This window comes from Vibrio sp. S457-15, from assembly GCF_000960545.1.
In the GTDB taxonomy this organism is placed as follows: Bacteria; Pseudomonadota; Gammaproteobacteria; order Enterobacterales; family Vibrionaceae; genus Vibrio; species Vibrio parahaemolyticus.
In genome coordinates this window covers 249,184-270,001 of sequence record NZ_JYOQ01000114.1, presented here as the reverse complement: position 1 = coordinate 270,001, position 20,818 = coordinate 249,184, and the positions used below count along the sequence as shown (strand labels likewise).

The following is a 20,818-nucleotide window of genomic DNA, read 5'->3' as shown; positions in this document are numbered from 1 at the left end:
CTCCTAAATACCGATTAGTTTTGATAAGGAAACACAAGCTCAACCAAACAGCCGTGCGGCGTGGTTGAAGCAATGAGAAACTCGCCGCCGTGCATTTCCATTACGTCACGACAAATCGCCAGCCCCAGCCCAAGTCCTTCGGCTTTAGAGCTCACAAAAGCTTGGGTCGGATTATCTTGCTGTAACCCAGTGCCGTTATCCAATATGCGAATAGAAAGCTGGTTAGCTTGGTAGTCACAATGCAGGGCAATTTTACCTTGGTAGCCCGACGAGTGGTATTTCTCCTGAAACAAAGCACACGCATCAATGGCGTTGTTGATCACATTAACCAAAACCTGCTGAACGCCCACGGAGTCTGCCAGTAGAGGACGCATCTCTCCTTCAACGCTGGTCACAATGGCGACGTTCTGCTTTTGCATTCGAAAATGAAGCAGCTCAATGGTGTCTGCAATCAAGGCTTGAATATCGCATGGTGTCTTATCAACACTGCGTTTGCGTATCAACGTTCTTAAACGCTGAATGATGGCATCGGCTCGTTCCACTTGCCCCTGTATTTTCTCTAGCACAGGCACAATATCTTCATGCGGACGCTTCTTTGCAAGACGCAGCAACCCACCTTCACTGTAATTACGAATGGCTGCCAGCGGTTGATTTAATTCATGAGCCAGACTGCTGCCAATTTCTCCGACAATCGCCACTCTTTGTGAATGTTCTAACTGCTCGCTTTTCTCTTTCAGCCTTAGCGATGTCAGCTCTAATGCTTGTTTGCTTTTGCTAAAACGATACTCAAGCCAAAAGTGGTACGCGTTCAATACAATCACAAATATGAACAGTGCCCATGCCCATTCTTGATGACTGCGCAACCAGCGCAGCGCCTCACTCCACCAAGGTTGCTGCAATGGATGTAAATCCAACGCCTGATAGAGTTTATCAATGCTCAACAAGCTAACTGGCGATGTCCAGCCTGACGCGCCAGCGGCAATAATGGCGGGGTGCTCTGGCGGCATAGCAAGTAAGACTTGCGCGATTTTTTTCGCCAGAAGAGACGAGCCGCGTTCTGTTTTGGCAAACGACCAGTTTGGATATAACGGCGTAGAAACAGCGCACGAAGAATGTTCATTTGGCTGTTGGTTTAAGACTCGAAAATCACCGTGCTGTAACAGACCTTCATTTTGCATCTGTTCCAGTAGACAAGCAGGCACGACAGCGGCTTCAACATTGCCGTCACGTAATTGGTAGAGATTGGCATCAATTGGGAAACCGAGATAGCGAACATCCGCAAAAAAGTCATTCGGATCGAGTCCCATTTCCACGATTTGATAGCGCAGTGTCAGATAACCACCAAACGCTTTTTCGGACACTGCCGCGACAGGAAATCCAGAAACATCTTTTAATGTTTGGTATGGCGAATTTGCCCGAACCACCAGCGCAGAACCAATACTATAGTTCGAGTTTTGCGGTGCGCGCCCCGTCAATGTTGCCATCCATGACAACGCATATTGTCTGCCCAAGCGCACAGCCTGACCTGGGTTGGTTAAGATGAAGTCCATGGTCTGAAACTTCACCGCCTCCCCCATTTCGTCCAAATTGAGCGGGTGCAGTTCAAAGTACACATCCGAGATTTGCTGGTTGAGCCAATCTATGGTCGGTTGCCATCTCTGCTCGGCATAAAGGTGACCACGTATCGCTAACACGCCCACTTCGACTTTCTGCTTGGCCTCTGGCTGCACTGCCTTTTGCTCCTGCATTCCTTGCAGATATTCTTGTTCAGAAACAGCGCCCTGAGCTAAAGATGCAAAGACAACCAAGCACAGAATCCAAAACTGAAGCAACCGTGGCGTTTTGTTCATGATGAGTCGAATCGTTCCTTCGAAAATAATGAAGCAAGAATAACAGCTACCTTCCGTAAACCACATTTGTTTTAGATCAACTTTGATCTGGGTATGTGGAAATCCACTATATCGACGTCGCAGCGCATTTCTCACAATGGAATCAGTCAGTTCAAATTCAACTAACAGCAGGTGAGTTATGGATTCCACCAAACGTCGCTTTCTTAGCGCCATTACAGCGGGTGCCGCGTTGATCCCCATTGCAGGTATTGGCACCGCAACCGCGGGCAATGTTATTCGCAATAACCAATCCGCCGACCGAAAAGGACAAGTCGGAAAACGTTACGCCATGGTGATCGATTTACGTAAATGCGTCGGCTGCCAAGCGTGCACCGTAGGTTGCAGTATTGAAAACCAAGCGCCAATCGGTCAGTTCCGAACCACAGTGAAACAATACGAAGTCACGCTCGATGACGGTTCCACAACCACACAAGAAGCGAAGGCTTTTATGCTGCCTCGACTTTGTAATCATTGCGATAACCCGCCGTGCGTAGCCGTTTGTCCCGTTCAAGCAACCTTTCAGCGAGAAGATGGCATCGTCATGGTGGATAACAGTCGCTGCGTAGCGTGTGCGTATTGTGTACAAGCCTGCCCTTACGATGCGCGTTTTATCAATGAAGACACCCTCACAGCAGATAAATGTACCTTCTGTACTCACCGTCTAGAACAAGGTCTATTGCCTGCCTGCGTGGAAACTTGCGTGGGCGGCGCTCGCGTGATTGGTGATTTGAATGACCCATCAAGTGAAGTCCGCCGCTTAATTGCGAAGCACCAAGACGACATCAAAGTGCTGAAACCCAATGAAGGTACCAAGCCGCATGTGTTTTACATCGGCATGGATGAACGCTTCACCAGCCACATCGACGGGCAGCCAGCTATTTACGACCCACAAGGAGAGCGCGCATGAACATCACCGAAGTGTTAGTCCAACCTCAAGCAATGGCTTGGCTCCCGTGGGCGGTGCAGTACTTCTTTTACATCGGTTCTGCTTACGCTGCCGCTATTTTGTTCCTAATCGCACTGTTATTTGAGCAACACACCAGTCATCGGTTACGCGCCGCGCTGGTGCTAACGATGGCCATCGGCGCTATCGTAGGCCCGTTGGCGTTAACTGGCGACCTTCACCAGCCGGGACGAGCTTGGCATTTTTACGCGCACATCACGCCGTGGTCATGGATGTCTCTAGGCTCGCTGTTCCTGCCTGTTTTTTCTGCGCTGGCGGTTGCGACAGCATGGCTGTATCTCCGCGAGGATCTGATCAACTTACGTAATCAGCCAGGGAAAGTACTGCCTCTAATTTCAAAGCTGTCACTGGGTAACTGGGCGCTCTCTCGTAGAGCCATGCTTATGGTGTCTGCCATCCCTGTGCTATCAGGCATCACCATTGCAGTCTACACAGGCGCTGAAATTGCAGTCGTTCAATCGCGCCCTTTATGGCACCAACCCGCGTCACCAATTCTTTGGTTTGTCACTGCATTTATGGGCGCTGTCGGATTTTCTCTGCTGATTTGGTTACTGCTGCCTAGCCAATCGAAAACTCTCACTTCTGGTGATAACAATTTACTCAGAAAGTCACTGGTAACGAGCGGCGTTCTGACGCTGATTCTCCTACCCATTTGGGCATCCAACAACTCTACATTTTCGCTCTATTCTAGCGAACAATGGATGCACAACATTGCCTTGCTCACTTTTGTCGTTTTAGGTTGTGTTTTGCTCGCCTTCATCTTCTTGCGCGATACCCAAAAGTCCACATCAGCCAGATTTCGTCACGTCATAGGGCTCGGCTTTGTGTCTGCTGCCGCATTGGCAAGCGCGTGGCTGATTCGCTGGTTCACCATCATGGAAGTACAAACCATCGCCAAGTTCGATGCAGGGCTGTATCCATACCAACTCACTATGGATGGAAATGGCTGGATAGGCATTATCGGCATGCTCGGATTATGGCTTGCTCTGGCACTGCTCGGCTCAGAGCTGGTTCAGCCAAAACAAGATATCGAAGCAAACGCATCATCACTCACCTTAACTGAACGCTAATCAAAGAGGATTTCATTATGGATAACAAACGCCGTCAGTTTTTGAAATCAGGCCTTGTAGTCGGTGGGCTTGGTGCATTTGCTGCAGGTTACGCCACCACAACCAAGCACATGGTAGAAGGTGCGCTGGAAGGCACTGCTGGGCAAAAGACTCGCGATATTCACCACGGCAATTCCCTCGAACCAGAATACGCCGTCAATGACCAAGGTAATCTGATCCCAAATCCAAACCAACGTGTTGCGCCATCGATGTGTTTTGGTTGTTGGTCACTGTGCGGATTGCGTGTACGCATTGATAACCGCAACGACGAGATCTTGCGTATTAGTGGCAACCCATATCACCCACTGTCTCATCAACAACACATTCCTTTCGAAACGCCAGTCAAAGATGCTTATTTGAGTTTGGCAGGAGAAGCGGGCCTTGACGGCCGTTCCACCGCCTGTGCGAGAGGAAACGGGATGCTAGAAATTCGCAACAGTCCGTACCGCATTACTCAGCCGCTGAAACGAGTTGGCAAACGCGGCGAAGGAAAATGGATTCCGATCAGCTACGAGCAATTGATAGAAGAAGTCGTGGAAGGTGGTGATTTATTTGGTGAAGGCCATATTGATGGCTTACGCGACATTCGCGATTTAACAACGCCCGTTGATCCTGAAAACCCAGAATATGGCCCGAAAGCCAACCAATTGTTAATGACCAACGCCGGTAACGAAGGCCGAGACGACATATTCAAACGCTTCGCGTTCAACAGCTATGGTACGCGTAACTTTGGGCATCATGGCTCTTACTGCGGCTATGCATTTCGTGCTGGCAGCGGTGCATTTATGAACGATTTAGATAAGAACGCACACTTAAAGCCAGACTTTGATAATGCGGAATACATCATCTTCATCGGTATGTCGCCAGCTCAAGCTGGCAACCCTTTTAAACGTCAGGCGCGCCAACTCGCCAATGTGCGAACAGAAGGCAGCTTGGAATACACCATCATCACACCAAGTTTGCCGGCGGGTTCATCGAGCTTGGCAGCAGGTGACAATAACCGCTGGATACCAATCAAACCGGGCACCGACTCTGCCCTCGTGCTTGGCATGATCCAATGGATCATCGAAAACCAACGCTACAACAAAACCTTTTTGGCGCAGCCAGGGGCAAACGCGATGAAACGAGCAGGCACCGCGCACTGGTGTAATGCTACACATCTCGTGATAAGCGATGAGCAGCACCCGAGAAACGGCACGTTTTTACGCGCATCGGATCTGAATCTGCCATTCGAGGGCGAAGCGTTGTCTGATTCCGACCCGTACGTCATCGTGGATGACCAAAGCGGCGAATTTGGTGTGCATACCCAGACAGAAGAAGCGGCACTGTTTGTCGATAAAACGGTTTCGCTTGCATCAGGCGAAGTACGAGTAAAATCGTCTCTACAAAGGCTCAAAGAAGAGGCGTTCAAATACAGTCTTGAGTTCTACAGCAAACAATGTGAGATCCCTGTTGAGCAAATCGCAGAACTAGCGAAACGCTTCACCAGCTACGGCACAAAAGCGGTGGTCGATACCCACGGTGGCAACATGCACACCAATGGGTTCTATAACTCGTTTACCATCATGATGCTCAATGCATTGATTGGTAATATCAACATGAAAGGCGGCGCGATGGCCAAAGCGGGTGGCTACCCAACTTCCGCTGCGGGTCCTCGTTACGACTTCACCAAATTTGCGAGTAAGGTCGGCCCGAAAGGCGTCTTTCTATCGCGCAGTAAGTTCCCCTACCACAAAACCAGCGAATACAAGCGTCGCGTTGAGTCAGGAAAATCCCCTTACCCAACTCGCGCACCTTGGTATCCGTTTGCAGCGCCACTGCTGACGGAACACTTGTCTGCGGCTATTGATGGTTATCCATATCGCGTTAAAGCGTGGATCAACCACATGGCGAACCCGATGTATGGTGTACCCGGTTTGAAAACGCTGCTGGAAGACAAGCTTAAAGATCCAAAGCAGCTCGGTTTGATTGTGTCTATTGATGCGTTCATTAACGAAACCACCGCGTTGTCGGATTACATTGTGCCGGACACCGTCACCTACGAAAGCTGGGGCATGGCAACGCCTTGGCACGATGTTCCGGTGAAAACCGTCACCGCTCGTTGGCCGATAGTGGAAGCGCGAACAGAGAAAACCGCCGACGGTCGCTCGATTTGTTTAGAGAACTTCCTGATTGATGTTGCTAAGAAAATGCAGCTGGGCGGTTTTGGTGACAATGCAATTCAAGATGCACAAGGCAACTGGCACGCTCTCCATCGCGCCGAAGATTTCTATTTGCGAGCTGCGGCAAACTTGGCTTATGTGAAAGGTGGCGTGCCTGAAGTTTCGGCAGAAGACATTGCGTGGTCAGGCTTAGAGCGTTTAATGCCAGCGATGCAAAGCACGCTAACAGCGGATGAGATGAAACGAGTGGCGTTTATTTTTGCTCGCGGCGGACGCTTTGAAAATGCAACCGAAGCGTATCAAGGTGAGCAAATGAAGCACAAATGGACACGACCTGTTGCGATATGGAATGAACGTGTCGGCAGCGCAAGAAACACTATGACGGGGGATTTCTACATGGGTTGCCCAACATGGCATCCACAAAAACTGGCCGACGGCACACCAATGGAAGACCGGTTCCCAAGCTCAGAATGGCCTTTCAGCCTGACGAACTTTAAATCCAACATTCACAGTGCGGTATCCAACCTATCGCCAAGGTTGAACTCGATCAAAGGCGTAAACCCAGTGTACATCCATCCAATCGATGCCGAACGCGCGGGCATTAAAACGGGTGATGAGTTTTTTATCGAGACTCCATCTGCAAGCACCAAAGCACTTGCGATGATAGTCAGCGGAATTCGCCCTGGCACACTCGGATTTGAACATGGGTTTGGTCATACCGAGCTAGGACAACGATCGCACTGGATCGGCGATAAACAGCAACCAGTAAAAACTCGCAGCCAAGATGGCGTTAACATTAACGACATCGGATTAATTGACCCAACCCGAGAAGGGAAAGGCGTGTTGTTAGACTGGGTGGTAGGAGCCGCGGCTCGCCAATCATTACCAGCCAAAATCCGCAAAGCTTAGTAGACAACCAAACCTGAAGAGCTGCCATTTAGCGGCTCTTCACATCCTCTAAATATGTGGAAATCCACAATACCTTTAGTTATTGACAAAGCCGACAATACAGCACCCAAGTCACTATCACAGTAGACACTTGGAGATATTAATAACAATTAAAGTGAGTCAGCATGTCAAAAATACTACCTGTGGTGACGGCCTGTTTGCTGGCAACCACAATGGGCGCAAGCGCCTCGTCTATTCCTGAAAAAGCCAGCGTGTGCAGCGGTTGTCACGGCCAAGATGGCATGGGTCAACCAAACATTGCGCCTATGATTGCTGGTCTGAACGCGAATTATCTCAACACCCAAATAGAACTCTTCCTTAGTGGCGAACGACAAAACGTGGTCATGCAAGGCATGGCGAAAGAGCTTAGCAATCCTGCCGTTCGTAAAGAAGTCATGAATTACTTTGCTAATCTTCCAAGCTACGAGTTCACTAACCCAGAGCAACGCGGCGACCAAGCCGACATTCGTAACCCGTATCGTAAATTGATCTTCCAAGGTGATTGGAATAGAAACATTCCAGCTTGCGCGACTTGTCATGGAGCCAGCGGAATGGGCGTCGACAAATTCCCTCGCCTCGCAAGCCAACATGCTGATTACTTAAAAACGCAATTGATGGCATGGAAAAACGGCACTCGCAGTGGTGACCCGCTCAATATGATGGGTACTATCGCGAAAAATCTCACTGACGAAGAGATTGAAAACCTTTCCTACTACTTTGCCTCATTACGTTACTAGGAGCAGACATGAAACGTTTCTATTCTTTGTTCGCATTACCTCTCATCTCTGCTGCTACTTTGGCCAACGAGCCACTGCCGGATCGTCAAACTGAACTGCCCGCGGTAAAAAAAGAGAATCACGGTGAATATTTGCAGCCTCGCGATCTGAGTAAAATTCCAAACACCGCATTTGGTGAGCAAGTAAAACGTGGTTACTCGCTCTTTGTTAACTCGCAACAGATGCGCGGCAAATACGTTGGCAATGAGCAAAACTGTGTGAACTGCCATATGGAAGCAGGACGAAAAGCCAATGCAGCACCGCTGTGGGCGGCGTACATGGCCTACCCGGCTTATCGCAAGAAAAACGATCGCGTAAACAGCTACGCAGACCGTATTCAAGGTTGCTTCGAATACTCCATGAACGGCAAAGCCCCCGCTTACGACTCACCCGAAATTGTTGCCCTCAGCGCTTACGCTTATTGGCTGGCAATGGGTGGATTACTCGATAGTTATGGTATGAACGATGAAGCGGTGCCAGAACTAGACATTAAAGCTCTCCAAGTGGGTGGTAAAGCACAGGACTTCCCTTTGCCAGATGCTATCGCTCAAGCATTACCGGTTAAAGAGCGCGGCAACCTAGCAGGACGTGGCTACCCAAAAATCGCCGCACCGAAGCAAGAACCATCACCAGAGCGAGGGGCTTTAGTCTATGAAAAGAACTGCGAGACTTGTCATCGCGCCGACGGCTCGGGTATCAAAGGCACCGACGGCCATTCATACATTCCTCCGCTTTGGGGCGAATTTGCGTATAACTGGGGCGCAGGTATGCACCGCATTAACACAGCGGCCTATTTTATTTATGAGAACATGCCACTTGGAAAAAGTGTGCAGCTGACTGAGCAAGAAGCTTGGGACGTTGCTGCGTACATCAATAGTCACGAACGCCCACAAGATCCTCGATTTAAAGGCAGCGTCACCGCAAATGCTGAAAAATACCACCAGCACCAAGGTTACTACGGCAAAACACTAAACGGTAAGCAAATAGGTAAAAACGCATTTGCAAGCGGAACGGTTGAGTAGCAACGTTAGAGCTTGCCGTATAGCTACATCCTTATATACATTCCTGCCCTATGCTTGGGCAGGTTCTTTCTCTCCCTCATCCCAAAAATCACCATTTCATTTGCTTCACTCAAACCACTTCTATGCGGTAACGACTTCCCAATTTCAAACCCTAGCAGTAAAATGTTGCATACTTTTCAGCGTCGCTTGGCATGTTTTAGCAACACGCGCACGGCGATTGCAAAAGTAAGAAACTCGTAAACTCCTGAATCAACACAAGCGTGTCTAGTGAAAACAGAGTATTCTTAGGACAAATGAATTCAAAACCTACCCAATGAGTATTCAACCTAATTCACGTCAGTTAATTTCTTGCGAAGAATGTGGCCTTGTCGTCCGCATTCCGGAGATCGAGCAAGGGCAAAAAGCTCAATGCCCTCGATGTTCGCATTCACTTACAAAAATTAACGCCAAGCCTTATCAAAGCGTGATTGCGGTATCGTCTGCGTGTTTGATCATGCTGGTGCTCAGTATCTCTTTCCCATTCATGTCATTCAGCGTGCAAGGGTTGTCGCAAGAGATCACTCTGCTTCACGCAGCCAAAATGCTGGCTGAATTTCAAAACGCCCTTCTTGGTGCGCTTCTGCTCGCGACGGTCGTCGTTTTGCCAGCTATCTATGTGGGTTTGATCCTTTTTCTGCACCTTGAGGCGTTAAAAGTTCGCAACCATCCGCCGTCTAAAAAGCAGCAGCGTATGGCCAAAGTACTTTGCCGAATTCTGTTTCGAGTTGAACCGTGGTTAATGGTCGATGTGTTTTTAATTGGCGTATTGGTGAGCTTAATTAAAATTGCGTCTCTGGCCGACATCGGTATGGGCAGCTCGTTTTGGGCGTTTTGTGTATACACGATATTGGTGGTGAAATGCATTTCGATGGTCGATAAAAGCTGGCTGTGGGGGCACTTTATTCCGGCAATCGAGTTACCAAGCGTCAAAGAAGGTGACACTCACCACAACCACAATCACATCGGTTGCCACACTTGCCACCAACTCAATCCCATCGAGGATAAAAAACATCAGCGCTGTATTCGCTGTTACAGTCGACTTCACGAATACAACCCGAGCGAGAACCTACAAAAAGCGTGGGCATTGTTGTTTGCCTCGGTGATTTTTTATATCCCAGCAAACCTCTACCCTATGATGTATACCGTCAGTCTTGGGCACTCAGAAGGTTCAACCATAATGGAAGGCGTCATCTTGCTGTGGCATTTAGGCTCCTACCCTATCGCCATGGTGATTTTCTTCGCGAGTGTGTTTATCCCGATGGCGAAAATGTTGGCGTTGGCGTGGTTGTATTACAATGCGCAAAAGGCTCAATACCTTCCACCTGAAGAGAGCATTTCGCGCTTAAAGATATACCGATTAACCGAATTCATTGGCCGTTGGTCAATGATCGATATTTTTGTTGTCGCCATTTTGGTTGCACTGGTTCAGTTGCAAAACTTAATGGCAATTTACCCCGGCCCTGCTGCATTATCTTTTGCCGCAGTGGTCATTTTCACCATGCTCTCTGCGATGATTTTTGACTCCCGTTTGTTGTGGCAACTACCACAGAGCGAAGTGCAAGAGCCGATGACTAATAACCTAACTGAGAAAGCCAAATATGAGTGATGAGAACAACGCAACCGCTCAAATAAAACCGCAAAAGCAGATTTCTGCTATTTGGATTGTTCCGATCCTTGCGCTAGCCATGGGAGCGTGGATGCTGTTCCAATACATCAACAGTACTGGCCCACAAATTACTTTACAGCTGCCAACTGCGGATGGGATTGAAGTCGGCAAGACAGAAATCCGCGCACTGAATGTGAAAGTGGGACTGATCACTGAAGTCACACTCAGTGAGAACTACGATCACATCATCGCCAAAGCGCAGATGAATAAAGACGCAGAGCGCATGCTGCGAGATGACACCATGTTTTGGGTGGTGAAGCCGCGCATTGGCCGTGATGGCGTCTCTGGTTTGGAAACCCTTCTCTCCGGTGCTTACATTCAATTGCAACCGGGCAGTTCTGAGGTCGAAAAAGATCATTTCGCAGTTCTGGATGTGCCACCTGTCGCTTCGCCTGACGCAGAAGGTCTGCGCATTGTCTTGACTCACCGTGAAGCAGGTAAGCTTGGTGTGGGTGACCCGGTTATTTATAAAGGTTTTACGGTTGGGCGAGTAGAGAAAACCAGCTTTGACGTAGATACGCGCCGTGCTCTTTACCAACTTTTCATCTTTAAGCCTTACGACAGTTTAGTGCGCACTCGCACCAAATTCTGGCTCAATTCAGGCCTCGATCTACAGTTGAATGCGGAAGGGTTTGAAGTGAAATTTGGCTCGCTTGAAAGCCTTCTTACTGGTGGCGTCACCTTTGATAGCATTCCTGGAATGGAGTCGGGTGAACCACTTACCCAAGATATGACGAACTTCCGCTTGTACGACGATGTAAAACAACTGCGTGAAGGTATGTACGATGATTATATTGAATTCGTTATGCTTTTCGATGAATCAGTGCGAGGACTTAAGCGTAAGGCGCCCGTCGAATATCGTGGATTAAGAATAGGTACCGTAATGCGTGTACCAATGCGCCTTCCGACACCAGAAGAGAACTTTTCTGCTAAAAAAATCCCTGTCTTGGTACGTATCGAGTTAGGTCGCGTTTATGGCGACTTCCAATCTCAATCTTTGCCGATGTTAAAAGAGAAATTGAAAAGTGAGTTTGCAAAAGGTTTACGCGGTACTTTAAAAACGGGCAACTTATTAACAGGCGCACTGTATGTTGACGCTGACTTCTATCCCGATGACGAGCCTTACGTGCCGAGTACGTTTGCTGATTTGGATGTCTTCCCTACAATGCGAGGTGGCTTTGCACAGGTTCAGCGCCAAGTAAATGACTTCTTAAACAAACTCAATAACTTGCCAATGGAAGATACATTAACGTCTCTGAATGCAACGTTGAAAACGTCTGAGCGCACCTTGGCGTCCGCAGAAAAAGTGGCGAATAGCATTGATAAGCTCTTAAGCCAAAAAGACACACAAGAGATCCCTGCAGATATTCGCCAAAGCTTGCAGCAACTGCAAAAAACGCTGGATGGATACGGCCCTAACTCGACAATGTACAGTGAAATGGAATCGACATTGAAAGAGCTAGAAAAGGTGATGACGGAATTCAAACCTGTTTTAAAGCAGCTAAATGAAAAACCAAACTCATTAGTATTTGGAGAAGATGAAGTGAAGGATCCAATTCCTGTTAGAGGGCAACAATAATGAAACGTGTATTTTTATTAGCGACAGCACTTGTAACCGGATTGACAGGATGCAGCAGCGCACCAGAAGCAACGGGGGCGCTGTATCTCCTACCTAAAGCTGAGACAAAAACGTCTAACCAGATGAGCGTTGCAGAACGCCCTTTACTGGTGATTCGTCCGGCTCAACTCGCTAGCTACCTGAATGACAATAGTATTGTGTATCGCACATCAAATACTCAGATTGTTCAAGCCAAACGCCACCAGTGGGCTCAAAGTATTTCTGAGCAAATTACCCAACGTATTGTGGCTGAGCTACGCCAAAAACAAAGCGACTATTGGCCAGTTGAAATGAATAATCTTCTGGATCAAAGTGGAGAATCCAAGCTTCAACTTAGTTTGAACAAGTTTAATGGTAGCTACCAAGGTAATGCAGAGATTGAAGGTGAATGGTTACTCATCGATGCAAGCGGCAACGTCGTTCGCAGCTCGCAAATAAAAATATTGATGCCATTGCAAGATGAAGGCTACGACGCTCTGGTTGATGCACTGTCGGCAGGTTTGAACCAACTAACCGACGATATAGCTGCGCAGCTATAGTAAATAGACATCAGATACGAAAGTCATCAGATAATAGAGGGGAGCATCACGCTCCCCTTTCTTGTTTATGTATGTTTAGCGGCTCAAGAGATTAAGAATATGGCTTGTCGATATGTAGCTCATATCGTTTGATGCTTCTTGGCGGCTGACAGGATTCAAGTGCACTCTCGGCATCAAATAAAATCCAATCTCGGCGGTGGGCTTCCCCTAGTTTTTTCGCTTTGTTGGCATCGAAACATTCCATCTCATTCCCACCTTGGGTCAAGATATACCGATTCGGCTTCTCTTGTAGCCACAACCAAGCATTGCGCTCTTGCTCTTTGTGATCTGACAAATAGCTAAAATGTGTTACCGACACAGGTGAAAACAGCAAAAATTGCTCTTTAAATAGCGTCAGTCCTAACTCACCATCTTTACCAATTGCTTTTTGTGCTTCTGACATGATCTCTTTAGCCGGCGTGCGAACTGGGTTAAGCAATGTATATCCCGCAACGCTATACCAGACCCAAGTCAGCGCAAGAGCCACCCAAAAGGTATATCGAGCCTGTACCGTGCGCGTTTTGAAAAATGCGCCAACCCAAATCGCTGCGGCAACAAGAAAGAATACGACGTAAGGGAATATAGAATCGTACTCGCCTAAATGCTTCGTGACGGATTTAACCTCTAGACCTGCAACAACAGCGGCAGAAAACAAAACTACACCTAAAATCAACACGATAGCTTTAAGTAATTTGTCGGTCCATTTAGGCCAAGCTTGGTTCGTTAACGCATAACCCGCAATAACAGCAAGCATTGGAAGCGCTGGCAATATGTAAACACCTCGCTTACCCGGGCTCAGACTAAAGAAAGCGATAACAAGCACAACCCAAGCGAACAAACTTAATAACGCAGGTGATAATCGTAGTTGTTGCCAACACTTCTTATTGAAAAACACCAAGTACAGCGGGAACCACATAACGGGAATCACACTGACAATAAAGTAATACCATGGCTGAATGTGTCCCCAAGAGTTCGCATAACGCTCACCCGTTTGTTTAAACAAGATGTTGTCTCTGTAAGCAGCAAAATCAGGGTTATGACTGCTCTCTACGATCGAAACCATAGGCACAAACCAACATGCAATGGTCAAAAGCATGAACACTGGGCCCAGTAATAGCTTCCACGAAACCGCATCTTCAAAATGGTGTCTGCCAGAAAAATGCAAAAACAAAACGGGTATCAAAAACAACGCGGGAAGAAATCCAACACCTTTTGTAATAATGCCAAGCCCCATAAACACCCAAGCCAAGCAATACCAAACCCAGTTGGTCTTAATATAGAAGTGTCGCAACAGCCCATACATGGAGATGGTGATCCACGCGGCTACCATCGCATCAATTTGCGCCGCTTTTGCTTGAATAATAAATTGTGGAGCAAGCAATAGTAGAAAGCCCACATTTCGAGCAGTTTTGACATTCCACAGCTTTGCGGAAATATCGTAACAGCACACCAAAGCAATTAGGCTGACAATCGCATTAGGTAACATGAACGTTGCTTTTAGGCTGCCGGTCAACCAATAAAAAGCCGCCATTGACCACATAAATACTGGCGGTTTATCGGGATAGAGCTCTCCCCCTCTGGTAGGAAAAAACCAGTTTCCTGATTGCACCATCTCTCGAGCAACTTCGACAAAGCGTGGTTCATCGGCAGGCCACGGGTCCCGTAACCCTATCCCCGAAAAAATAATGATGAAGGCGAGGAACAACAAAAACCATAGGGTTTGATAATAGTCATCACTTTGCCAAACTTGTCGACACTTGGACGTCACTAAGCTCATACTTCCTCTTCCATATTCAATAATTCGACACGACTTTTAATATGATCTCGATAGAGAAACCCTGTGAGTACCGCGCTAACGATACCAAAGAAAATACTGAGATATATCATTGTATTACTCGATGAATGAATACCAGCGCCCATCAATGCGAAGATGATAATTTGAGGCAAGTATCCCAACAGACTGGCGGAGATAAAGGCAAAGAACGGCACTCGGACACTACCCGATAAAACATTGGTCACGACGTTATTCCCAATCGGAAACAAACGTAGCAAAAGGATTTTGTAAAACGGCTTACGACTCGCAAATGAATTAAAACGCGTCATTTTTTTCGGGAACCGTCGATATAGCCAATTTCCGATGAGAAAGCGCGCGCAGGCGTAGTTAAATGTCGCCCCCAAAACACAAGCAAATAAGGTGATAAGCACGCCTAATTGGACGTGGTATAAATAGCCGAATACCAATGCGATGGCTTGCTTTGGCCCACTCAACGACAAAAACACCACACTGAATGTGAAGATGACTACATGCCCTAAAGCCCCGTTTTTTTGAATGTAGCCAACCAGCCAGTTCTTATCTGTGAGGTGAGATAAAACGGGATTATCGAGCTGATTTGCTAACAAAACCCCAGCAAGTATAAGAAGTGCAAGCTTTAACCATTTCATTGTTTTGCATTTTCATTGGCAATGCTGACAGCTTTGATCATCGGATTTTTCGTGCGCTTTTGTAACCAGATCACACCAAACATATCAACAATCCCTACCCAAGCACGGTTCCATGCATTGTAATTGGAAGTGCCTGCTTCTCTGTCTCGGTGCGCGACTGGGTGAACGACGATTTCCCCGCCCATCGCTTTGATGAGTGCAGGCAAAAACCGATGCATATGATCAAAATACGGCAAGCGCAGATAAGTCGATTTAGGGATGACTTTAAGTCCACAACCAGAATCTGGAACACCATCACCTAGTAATGCATGGCGCACTTTGTTCGCCACCTTCGATTGAAACCTAACCCAAGCGGTATCCAACCTTTTCGCTCGATAACCCGCGATGCAAAAATTCGGATTGCTGACTTTAGCAGCAAGCTCAAGCATCTTAGGCATATCCGACGGATCGTTCTGCCCATCAGCATCGGAGGTAACAATCCACTCGCCTTTTGCATGTTTGACGGCAGTTAACACTGCTGTGCTTTGACCGCAACTATGTTCGTGGCTAACCACTTGCAGGTCACACCCACATTCTTTAGCAGCTTCAAGTGCCTCTTGCACCGTATCATCGGTACTACCGTCGTCCGTAATGACAATTTCGACGTTAGGGTATGCTTCTAAACTGGCATGAATTTCTTTCACTAACTTCCCGATATTTCCTTGTTCATTTTTTGCAGGAATAACGACTGATATACTCGGTAACATAGCTCTAACCTTATGTGAACTCTCGACCTTGAAAGTTCTGAATGACAAATCTTTTACTTGTTATAAAAATTCCGGTACCAAGCGACAAACTCGGCAATACCTTCTTCTACGGAAACTGACGGCCGGTAACCAGTGGCTTGATAGAAAGCTGTTGTATCAGCATAGGTTTGGTATACATCTCCTGGCTGCATCTCTCGATAATTTTTCTTTGCTTCTATTCCGAGTTCATTTTCTATTGCTTTGATAAAATCCATCAAACAAATCGGTGAACCATAACCAATATTGTAAATAGAATAAGGAGCAGAACTATCCGCTGGAGTACTATTTTCAAACTGCCATCGCTGATTAATTCTTGGTATGACATCAGAAATTCTGACTATCCCTTCGACAATGTCATTAATATGGGTAAAGTCCCTCCACATATCGCCATTATTATTAATATCAATAGACTGACCGTTAATTATTTTCTCAGTAAAGATAAAAGGCGCCATATCTGGACGTCCCCAAGAACCATACACAGTAAAAAAACGTAAGCCTGTTGTAGGAAGTTGATAGAGATGAGAATAACTATGCGCCATCAATTCATTAGATTTTTTAGTCGCTGCATATAAAGAAACGGGGTGATCAACATTATCCGATGTAGAGAAAGGCACTTTCTTGTTTAAGCCGTAAACGGAGCTGGAAGATGCATATATGAAATGCTTGATATGGCTTTTACGACAAGCTTCTAAGACGTTTAAAAATCCACTTAAATTCGATTCAGCGTAACAATGTGGGTTTACAAGTGAATATCTAACACCAGCCTGTGCGGCAAGATGGATAACTCTGTCAAACTTTTCTTTCTCAAATAAACGTTCTATTTCATTTTTATTTGATATATCCATATTAAAGAATCGAAATAATGGATTTTTTATAAAACTTAATCTTGCATACTTTAACTCAACATCATAATAGTCATTGATATTATCAATACCTACAACCTCATATCCTAATGAGTTTAGTTTTCTAATAGTTGCACTACCAATAAAACCTGCCGCACCTGTAACTAAGTACTTCATAAATTAACACCATAAGACGCATACAACAAAAATAGTAGTAATTTATTGATATGTAAAGCTAATTAACTAGCGCTACTTCTTGGTTATATTGAATTTAATGATGCTGTGATTTTGATCTAGATTATTATGAAAAACGAAGAAAAACATCAATATTAATAGTGAAGTTAACCAGCAAGAGTATTTTTATTACGTTATTTATATTTCATATTTATTTAATGAAAACTCAATTATTTCCATTCATAATCTACATTTGATAAAGAATAAAAATACTTACTTCGGTTTTACATTAAGCATAATATCGCCATCCAAGCATTAGATGCTTAGACTTTCTGCTAGCTCACCTCTACCTCAAAGCGTTTGATACTGGTACGAACTGCACAAATTGATCTCCATCAGTCTGTGCTCCACAGGTTAGTGATACTCTACCGCCAAATATAAAGCCCACGTCCTATGGCTCAGCAAAGCCTGTAGATAAGGTCATTAAGTAGCAATGTCGATTAATATTTCAGATCTAACGAATGCACTAACTAAAGTCGAAAACGTTCATAAAGTTCAGTTGGAAAATGTCCATCAGTTTTTCAAAACAAATGAAGCGTTATCAATCGAAACATTCAGTCAAATCATCGCCTGTGATTCTATTGATGAACGATTTAAAACGATCGACAAAGCGTTTTCGCCCCTAGGTGATGTAAAAACTTACCTATTAGAGGCGTCTTACTTAGTTAGCTAACGCAGCATAATCCACAAACAAAAAGCCCCACTCATATGGTGGGGCTTTCTTTCTATCTTAGTCAGTAACGATTACAGCTTGTAGCGATCATCAATCACGGTGACTTCTGGGAAGGCTTTACCGCTCTTCATGGCTTTTTCAGTCTCTTTCTTAACGGATTCATCAATCCAGAAGTTACCGATATCCATTGGGTGCAGAACCCATTCCGTTGCTTTAGTCATGCCATCTTTTGGAATTTTAACCCAACGCCAATGTGCTACACGTGAGTAAGGCACCATGTATCCAGGAACAATAATATTTGCTTCTTTTACGTATTCTTGAATCTGGTGCGACAGCTCATAACGTTTATTCTGATCAAACTCTGCATCATACGCTTCGATCAACTTATCGAGTTCTGGGCTACTGTAGTTGGTGTGAGCATTGGTTTGCGGCTTGTTCGCATTGTCAGAGTGCAAGTACTCCCAGTAAGCTGGAATCTCACCAGATCCCATGTTCAGGAATGCCAGCTGGTGCTTCTTCTCTAGAATGTACTTAAACGCAGATGAACCATCGACCAAGTTCAATGTGAACTCTAGACCTGCCAGCTTCGCTTGCTCTTTTAAGTATGCAATACGAGGTGTCCATGAGTTGTAACCGTACGTAATCGCAAAGCTTAAACGTTGGCCTTTGTCGTTTACGCGAATACCATCTGAACCTAAAGTATCAAAACCTGCTTTTTCGAAATGCTTAACCGCAGCATCGACATCAAACTTTGGCGGTGTGTTGTTTGGATCGTCATACTCACCATGACCAAAGCCCAAACCATGTGGCTTACGTGAGTAGTCACCACGCATGATGTTCTCTATCATGCCATCAAAATCTGTTGCAGCCATGATGCCTTTGCGCACTTCAAGATTATCCAACAAAGGCATTGCCGTATTCATCCATACGCCACCAGCGCCTTGTGGTGATTGGTTGAATCCCCAATACTTTTGGATATAACCTTTTTTGTAAACATCAGTGTTCGTTTTATCGTGCCAAAAACTTGGTAGCACCATTTCAAAGTAATCGAGATTGCCTTTTTCGAAGTGCTTCATCGCAATGTCAGGATCGCGAATAACTGTGATACGCACTTTCTCTACGTTATAACGGTTCTTGTAGTAACGATTGTTGTAGCCCCACCAATCTTCACCAACATGCTTAAAGGTAACACTTTTCCCTTTTTTAACCTTATCTAGGTAGTATGGTGCTGCCGTTGGTTCAGCTTTGAAGTTGAATTTACGTACAAAGTTATCCGGCATGCCATCGTTGTTTTCATCCTTCTCACCTTTGAAAAAGTGTTTTGGACGAGGTTGGAAGCCATTGCTTGGCATATTAATCATGACCATCAGAGAATCATGACTCTGTGCAACCGCTAAATTAACACGGATGGTGTAATCATCAATTTTTTCCACGCTAACAATGCTGTTGGTAAAAAAGTCATTGTACCAAGGGTCAATAATGTCTTTTGAGGTGTAGTACTGCATCATGAAGACATAATCATCGGCCGTGATCTTCTCACCATCAGACCATTTTGCGGTGTCATCAAGCTTAAAATAAACCGTTTTATTATCTTCACCAAATGCCCATGACTTAGCCAATTGAGGAATCCACTTACCCGTATTTGGGTGACGTTGAGCCATTTTGGGCGTGCCATCCATCAAATATTGACGCAATCCAGAGTTAGCATCCGGGCCAACACTGCGTAATGTCTGCGGAAAACTTTCGATGTAAGTGCGGTAAGTTCCACCATAAACGGCTTCTTCCGAAGCAAATAACGGCTCATTATTATTTGAAACCCACTCGATATCAGCAGGCAACTCAGCTGCATGCAGTTGAAAACTGACAGCAGTCAGTGCAGCCAAAACTGAAAATGGCATTTTTTTGGTCATATTTCTTCCTTGTTGTGTTTGCGCACTAAGGTCAGTACAAGGAAGACGAGTGTGAAGCTCACGATAGGCTGCGGACACGACAGTACGCAGATAGGAAATAATAGGAGCATAATATGAAAGCGACATCCTGCCGACTTCTATATTGATTTCAAAGAGTTTCACCAGGTCATCCTAGACCTTACAACGCAGTGAATGCATCTTCGACATAGTATTCGTTACCTATTTGTAACGCAAGCCATCTACAGCACATGGTTGCATTTTCGGCTTATCATTATCAATTATGTTATTAAAGTGTGATCGATATAGTGCATTCCCCTGAAGGACTAAGAATAATCCGTAGAACCTTTGTTCTCATCGGGTAATTCGTTGTTCTGAGAAAGAAAAAAGGTGAGGCATCCTAGCCTCACCTTTATCCATTTAATGCTCGAGAGTTATTACTTGCTAGCTAAGCTGTCGTTGATAGATTTCAATACGGCAGCAGGGTCCGTCGCCTGAGTGATCGGACGGCCAATAACAAGGTAGTCAGAACCCGCTTGAATAGCATCAACTGGCGTCATAATACGACGTTGGTCGCCTTGATCAGAACCAGCAGGACGAATTCCTGGAGTGATAAGTTTAAACTCTTTACCTAGCTCATTTTTAAGTAGTGAAGATTCTTGCGCAGAGCACACTACGCCATCGAGACCTGAGTTCTTAGTCAATGTCGCTAGACGAATCACTTGCTCTTGCGGTTCGACATTCAGACCAATACCTGCCAAGTCACTTTGTTCCATGCTAGTCAGTACCGTTACACCAATCAGAAGTGGACGATCTTTACCATATGGCTCAAGAATCTCACGTGATGCTGTCATCATACGCTCACCACCGCTTGCATGAACGTTCACCATCCATACACCTAACTCAGCAGCAGCGCGTACCGCTTTTGAACAGGTGTTCGGGATATCATGAAATTTCAAATCCAGGAATACAGAAAAACCACGTTTGTGGAGTTCACGTACGAAATCAGGACCAAATAGCGTAAACATTTCCTTGCCGACTTTTAGGCGACATGACGCAGGATCAATTCTATCTACAAACGCTAGCGCATCAGCTTGGTTATCATAATCCAGTGCGACAATAACTTTTTGGTCGATCATTTCATCTCCTAATTATTTTTGGTTC

The 20,818-nt window shown here is 45.9% G+C and carries 16 protein-coding genes; 9 read left to right on the top strand and 7 right to left on the bottom strand.

The genetic code is table 11. The features are described from left to right. Positions 1-14 precede the first annotated feature (14 nt). Positions 15-1,850: a sensor histidine kinase gene (locus UF05_RS10180; RefSeq protein WP_045545737.1), complete on the bottom strand. Its 1,836-nt coding sequence runs from the start codon at positions 1,848-1,850 to the stop codon at positions 15-17. Between the two features lie 178 nt (positions 1,851-2,028). On the opposite strand from UF05_RS10180, the gene dsrO reads away from it, so the two are divergent. From dsrO to UF05_RS10140, 8 genes are all read left to right on the top strand, one after another. Continuing rightward, on the top strand, positions 2,029-2,796 hold the full coding sequence (gene dsrO, locus UF05_RS10175; RefSeq protein WP_045545736.1) for a sulfate reduction electron transfer complex DsrMKJOP subunit DsrO: 768 nt from the start codon (positions 2,029-2,031) through the stop codon (positions 2,794-2,796). Continuing rightward, positions 2,793-3,923, top strand: a complete 1,131-nt coding sequence (gene nrfD, locus UF05_RS10170) for an NrfD/PsrC family molybdoenzyme membrane anchor subunit (RefSeq protein WP_045545735.1) — start codon at positions 2,793-2,795, stop codon at positions 3,921-3,923. The genes dsrO and nrfD overlap by 4 nt, the downstream gene beginning before the upstream one ends. Positions 3,924-3,940: 17 nt before the next feature. After that, positions 3,941-7,033 carry a tetrathionate reductase subunit A gene (locus UF05_RS10165; protein WP_045545734.1) on the top strand — a complete coding sequence of 1,031 codons (3,093 nt, stop codon included), beginning with the start codon at positions 3,941-3,943 and terminating at the stop codon, positions 7,031-7,033. A gap of 212 nt (positions 7,034-7,245) precedes the next feature. Then, the gene (locus tag UF05_RS10160; RefSeq protein WP_374011522.1) at positions 7,246-7,809 is read left to right on the top strand and encodes a c-type cytochrome; all 564 of its coding nucleotides are present in this window, start codon (positions 7,246-7,248) and stop codon (positions 7,807-7,809) included. Positions 7,810-7,817: 8 nt separating this feature from the next. Next, positions 7,818-8,870 carry a c-type cytochrome gene (locus tag UF05_RS10155; RefSeq protein ID WP_052697646.1) on the top strand — a complete coding sequence of 351 codons (1,053 nt, stop codon included), beginning with the start codon at positions 7,818-7,820 and terminating at the stop codon, positions 8,868-8,870. Positions 8,871-9,183: 313 nt separating this feature from the next. Continuing rightward, positions 9,184-10,515: a paraquat-inducible protein A gene (locus UF05_RS10150; protein ID WP_017448374.1), complete on the top strand. Its 1,332-nt coding sequence runs from the start codon at positions 9,184-9,186 to the stop codon at positions 10,513-10,515. Beyond that, on the top strand, positions 10,508-12,154 hold the full coding sequence (gene pqiB / locus UF05_RS10145) for an intermembrane transport protein PqiB (protein ID WP_025545886.1): 1,647 nt from the start codon (positions 10,508-10,510) through the stop codon (positions 12,152-12,154). The genes UF05_RS10150 and pqiB overlap by 8 nt, the downstream gene beginning before the upstream one ends. Continuing rightward, the gene (locus UF05_RS10140) at positions 12,154-12,732 is read left to right on the top strand and encodes a PqiC family protein (RefSeq protein ID WP_025500311.1); all 579 of its coding nucleotides are present in this window, start codon (positions 12,154-12,156) and stop codon (positions 12,730-12,732) included. Before pqiB ends, UF05_RS10140 begins: the two co-directional genes overlap by 1 nt. Before the next feature lie 91 nt (positions 12,733-12,823). Here UF05_RS10140 and UF05_RS10135 read toward each other — a convergent pair whose 3' ends face one another. From UF05_RS10135 to UF05_RS10120, 4 genes are read right to left on the bottom strand one after another with little or no spacing between them, the layout of a single operon-like run. Further along, positions 12,824-14,548 (bottom strand): ArnT family glycosyltransferase, encoded by a 1,725-nt coding sequence (locus UF05_RS10135; protein ID WP_045545733.1) that lies wholly within the window; start codon positions 14,546-14,548, stop codon positions 12,824-12,826. Next, positions 14,545-15,213, bottom strand: a complete 669-nt coding sequence (locus UF05_RS10130) for a TVP38/TMEM64 family protein (RefSeq protein WP_045545732.1) — start codon at positions 15,211-15,213, stop codon at positions 14,545-14,547. The genes UF05_RS10135 and UF05_RS10130 overlap by 4 nt, the downstream gene beginning before the upstream one ends. Next, positions 15,210-15,959: a glycosyltransferase family 2 protein gene (locus tag UF05_RS10125; protein WP_005457975.1), complete on the bottom strand. Its 750-nt coding sequence runs from the start codon at positions 15,957-15,959 to the stop codon at positions 15,210-15,212. The genes UF05_RS10130 and UF05_RS10125 overlap by 4 nt, the downstream gene beginning before the upstream one ends. A 53-nt stretch (positions 15,960-16,012) precedes the next feature. Beyond that, positions 16,013-17,017 (bottom strand): NAD-dependent epimerase, encoded by a 1,005-nt coding sequence (locus tag UF05_RS10120; protein WP_017448371.1) that lies wholly within the window; start codon positions 17,015-17,017, stop codon positions 16,013-16,015. A gap of 490 nt (positions 17,018-17,507) precedes the next feature. Between UF05_RS10120 and UF05_RS10115 the strand changes: the two genes are divergently transcribed. Continuing rightward, a complete protein-coding gene (locus UF05_RS10115) occupies positions 17,508-17,747 on the top strand; it encodes a hypothetical protein (RefSeq protein ID WP_015297020.1) in 240 nt (79 codons plus the stop codon). 71 nt (positions 17,748-17,818) lie between these two features. Here UF05_RS10115 and UF05_RS10110 read toward each other — a convergent pair whose 3' ends face one another. Then, positions 17,819-19,657: an extracellular solute-binding protein gene (locus UF05_RS10110; protein WP_015297021.1), complete on the bottom strand. Its 1,839-nt coding sequence runs from the start codon at positions 19,655-19,657 to the stop codon at positions 17,819-17,821. Positions 19,658-20,091: 434 nt separating this feature from the next. Then, positions 20,092-20,793 carry an orotidine-5'-phosphate decarboxylase gene (gene pyrF / locus UF05_RS10105; RefSeq protein ID WP_005481650.1) on the bottom strand — a complete coding sequence of 234 codons (702 nt, stop codon included), beginning with the start codon at positions 20,791-20,793 and terminating at the stop codon, positions 20,092-20,094. Between the last annotated feature and the right edge of the window lie 25 nt (positions 20,794-20,818).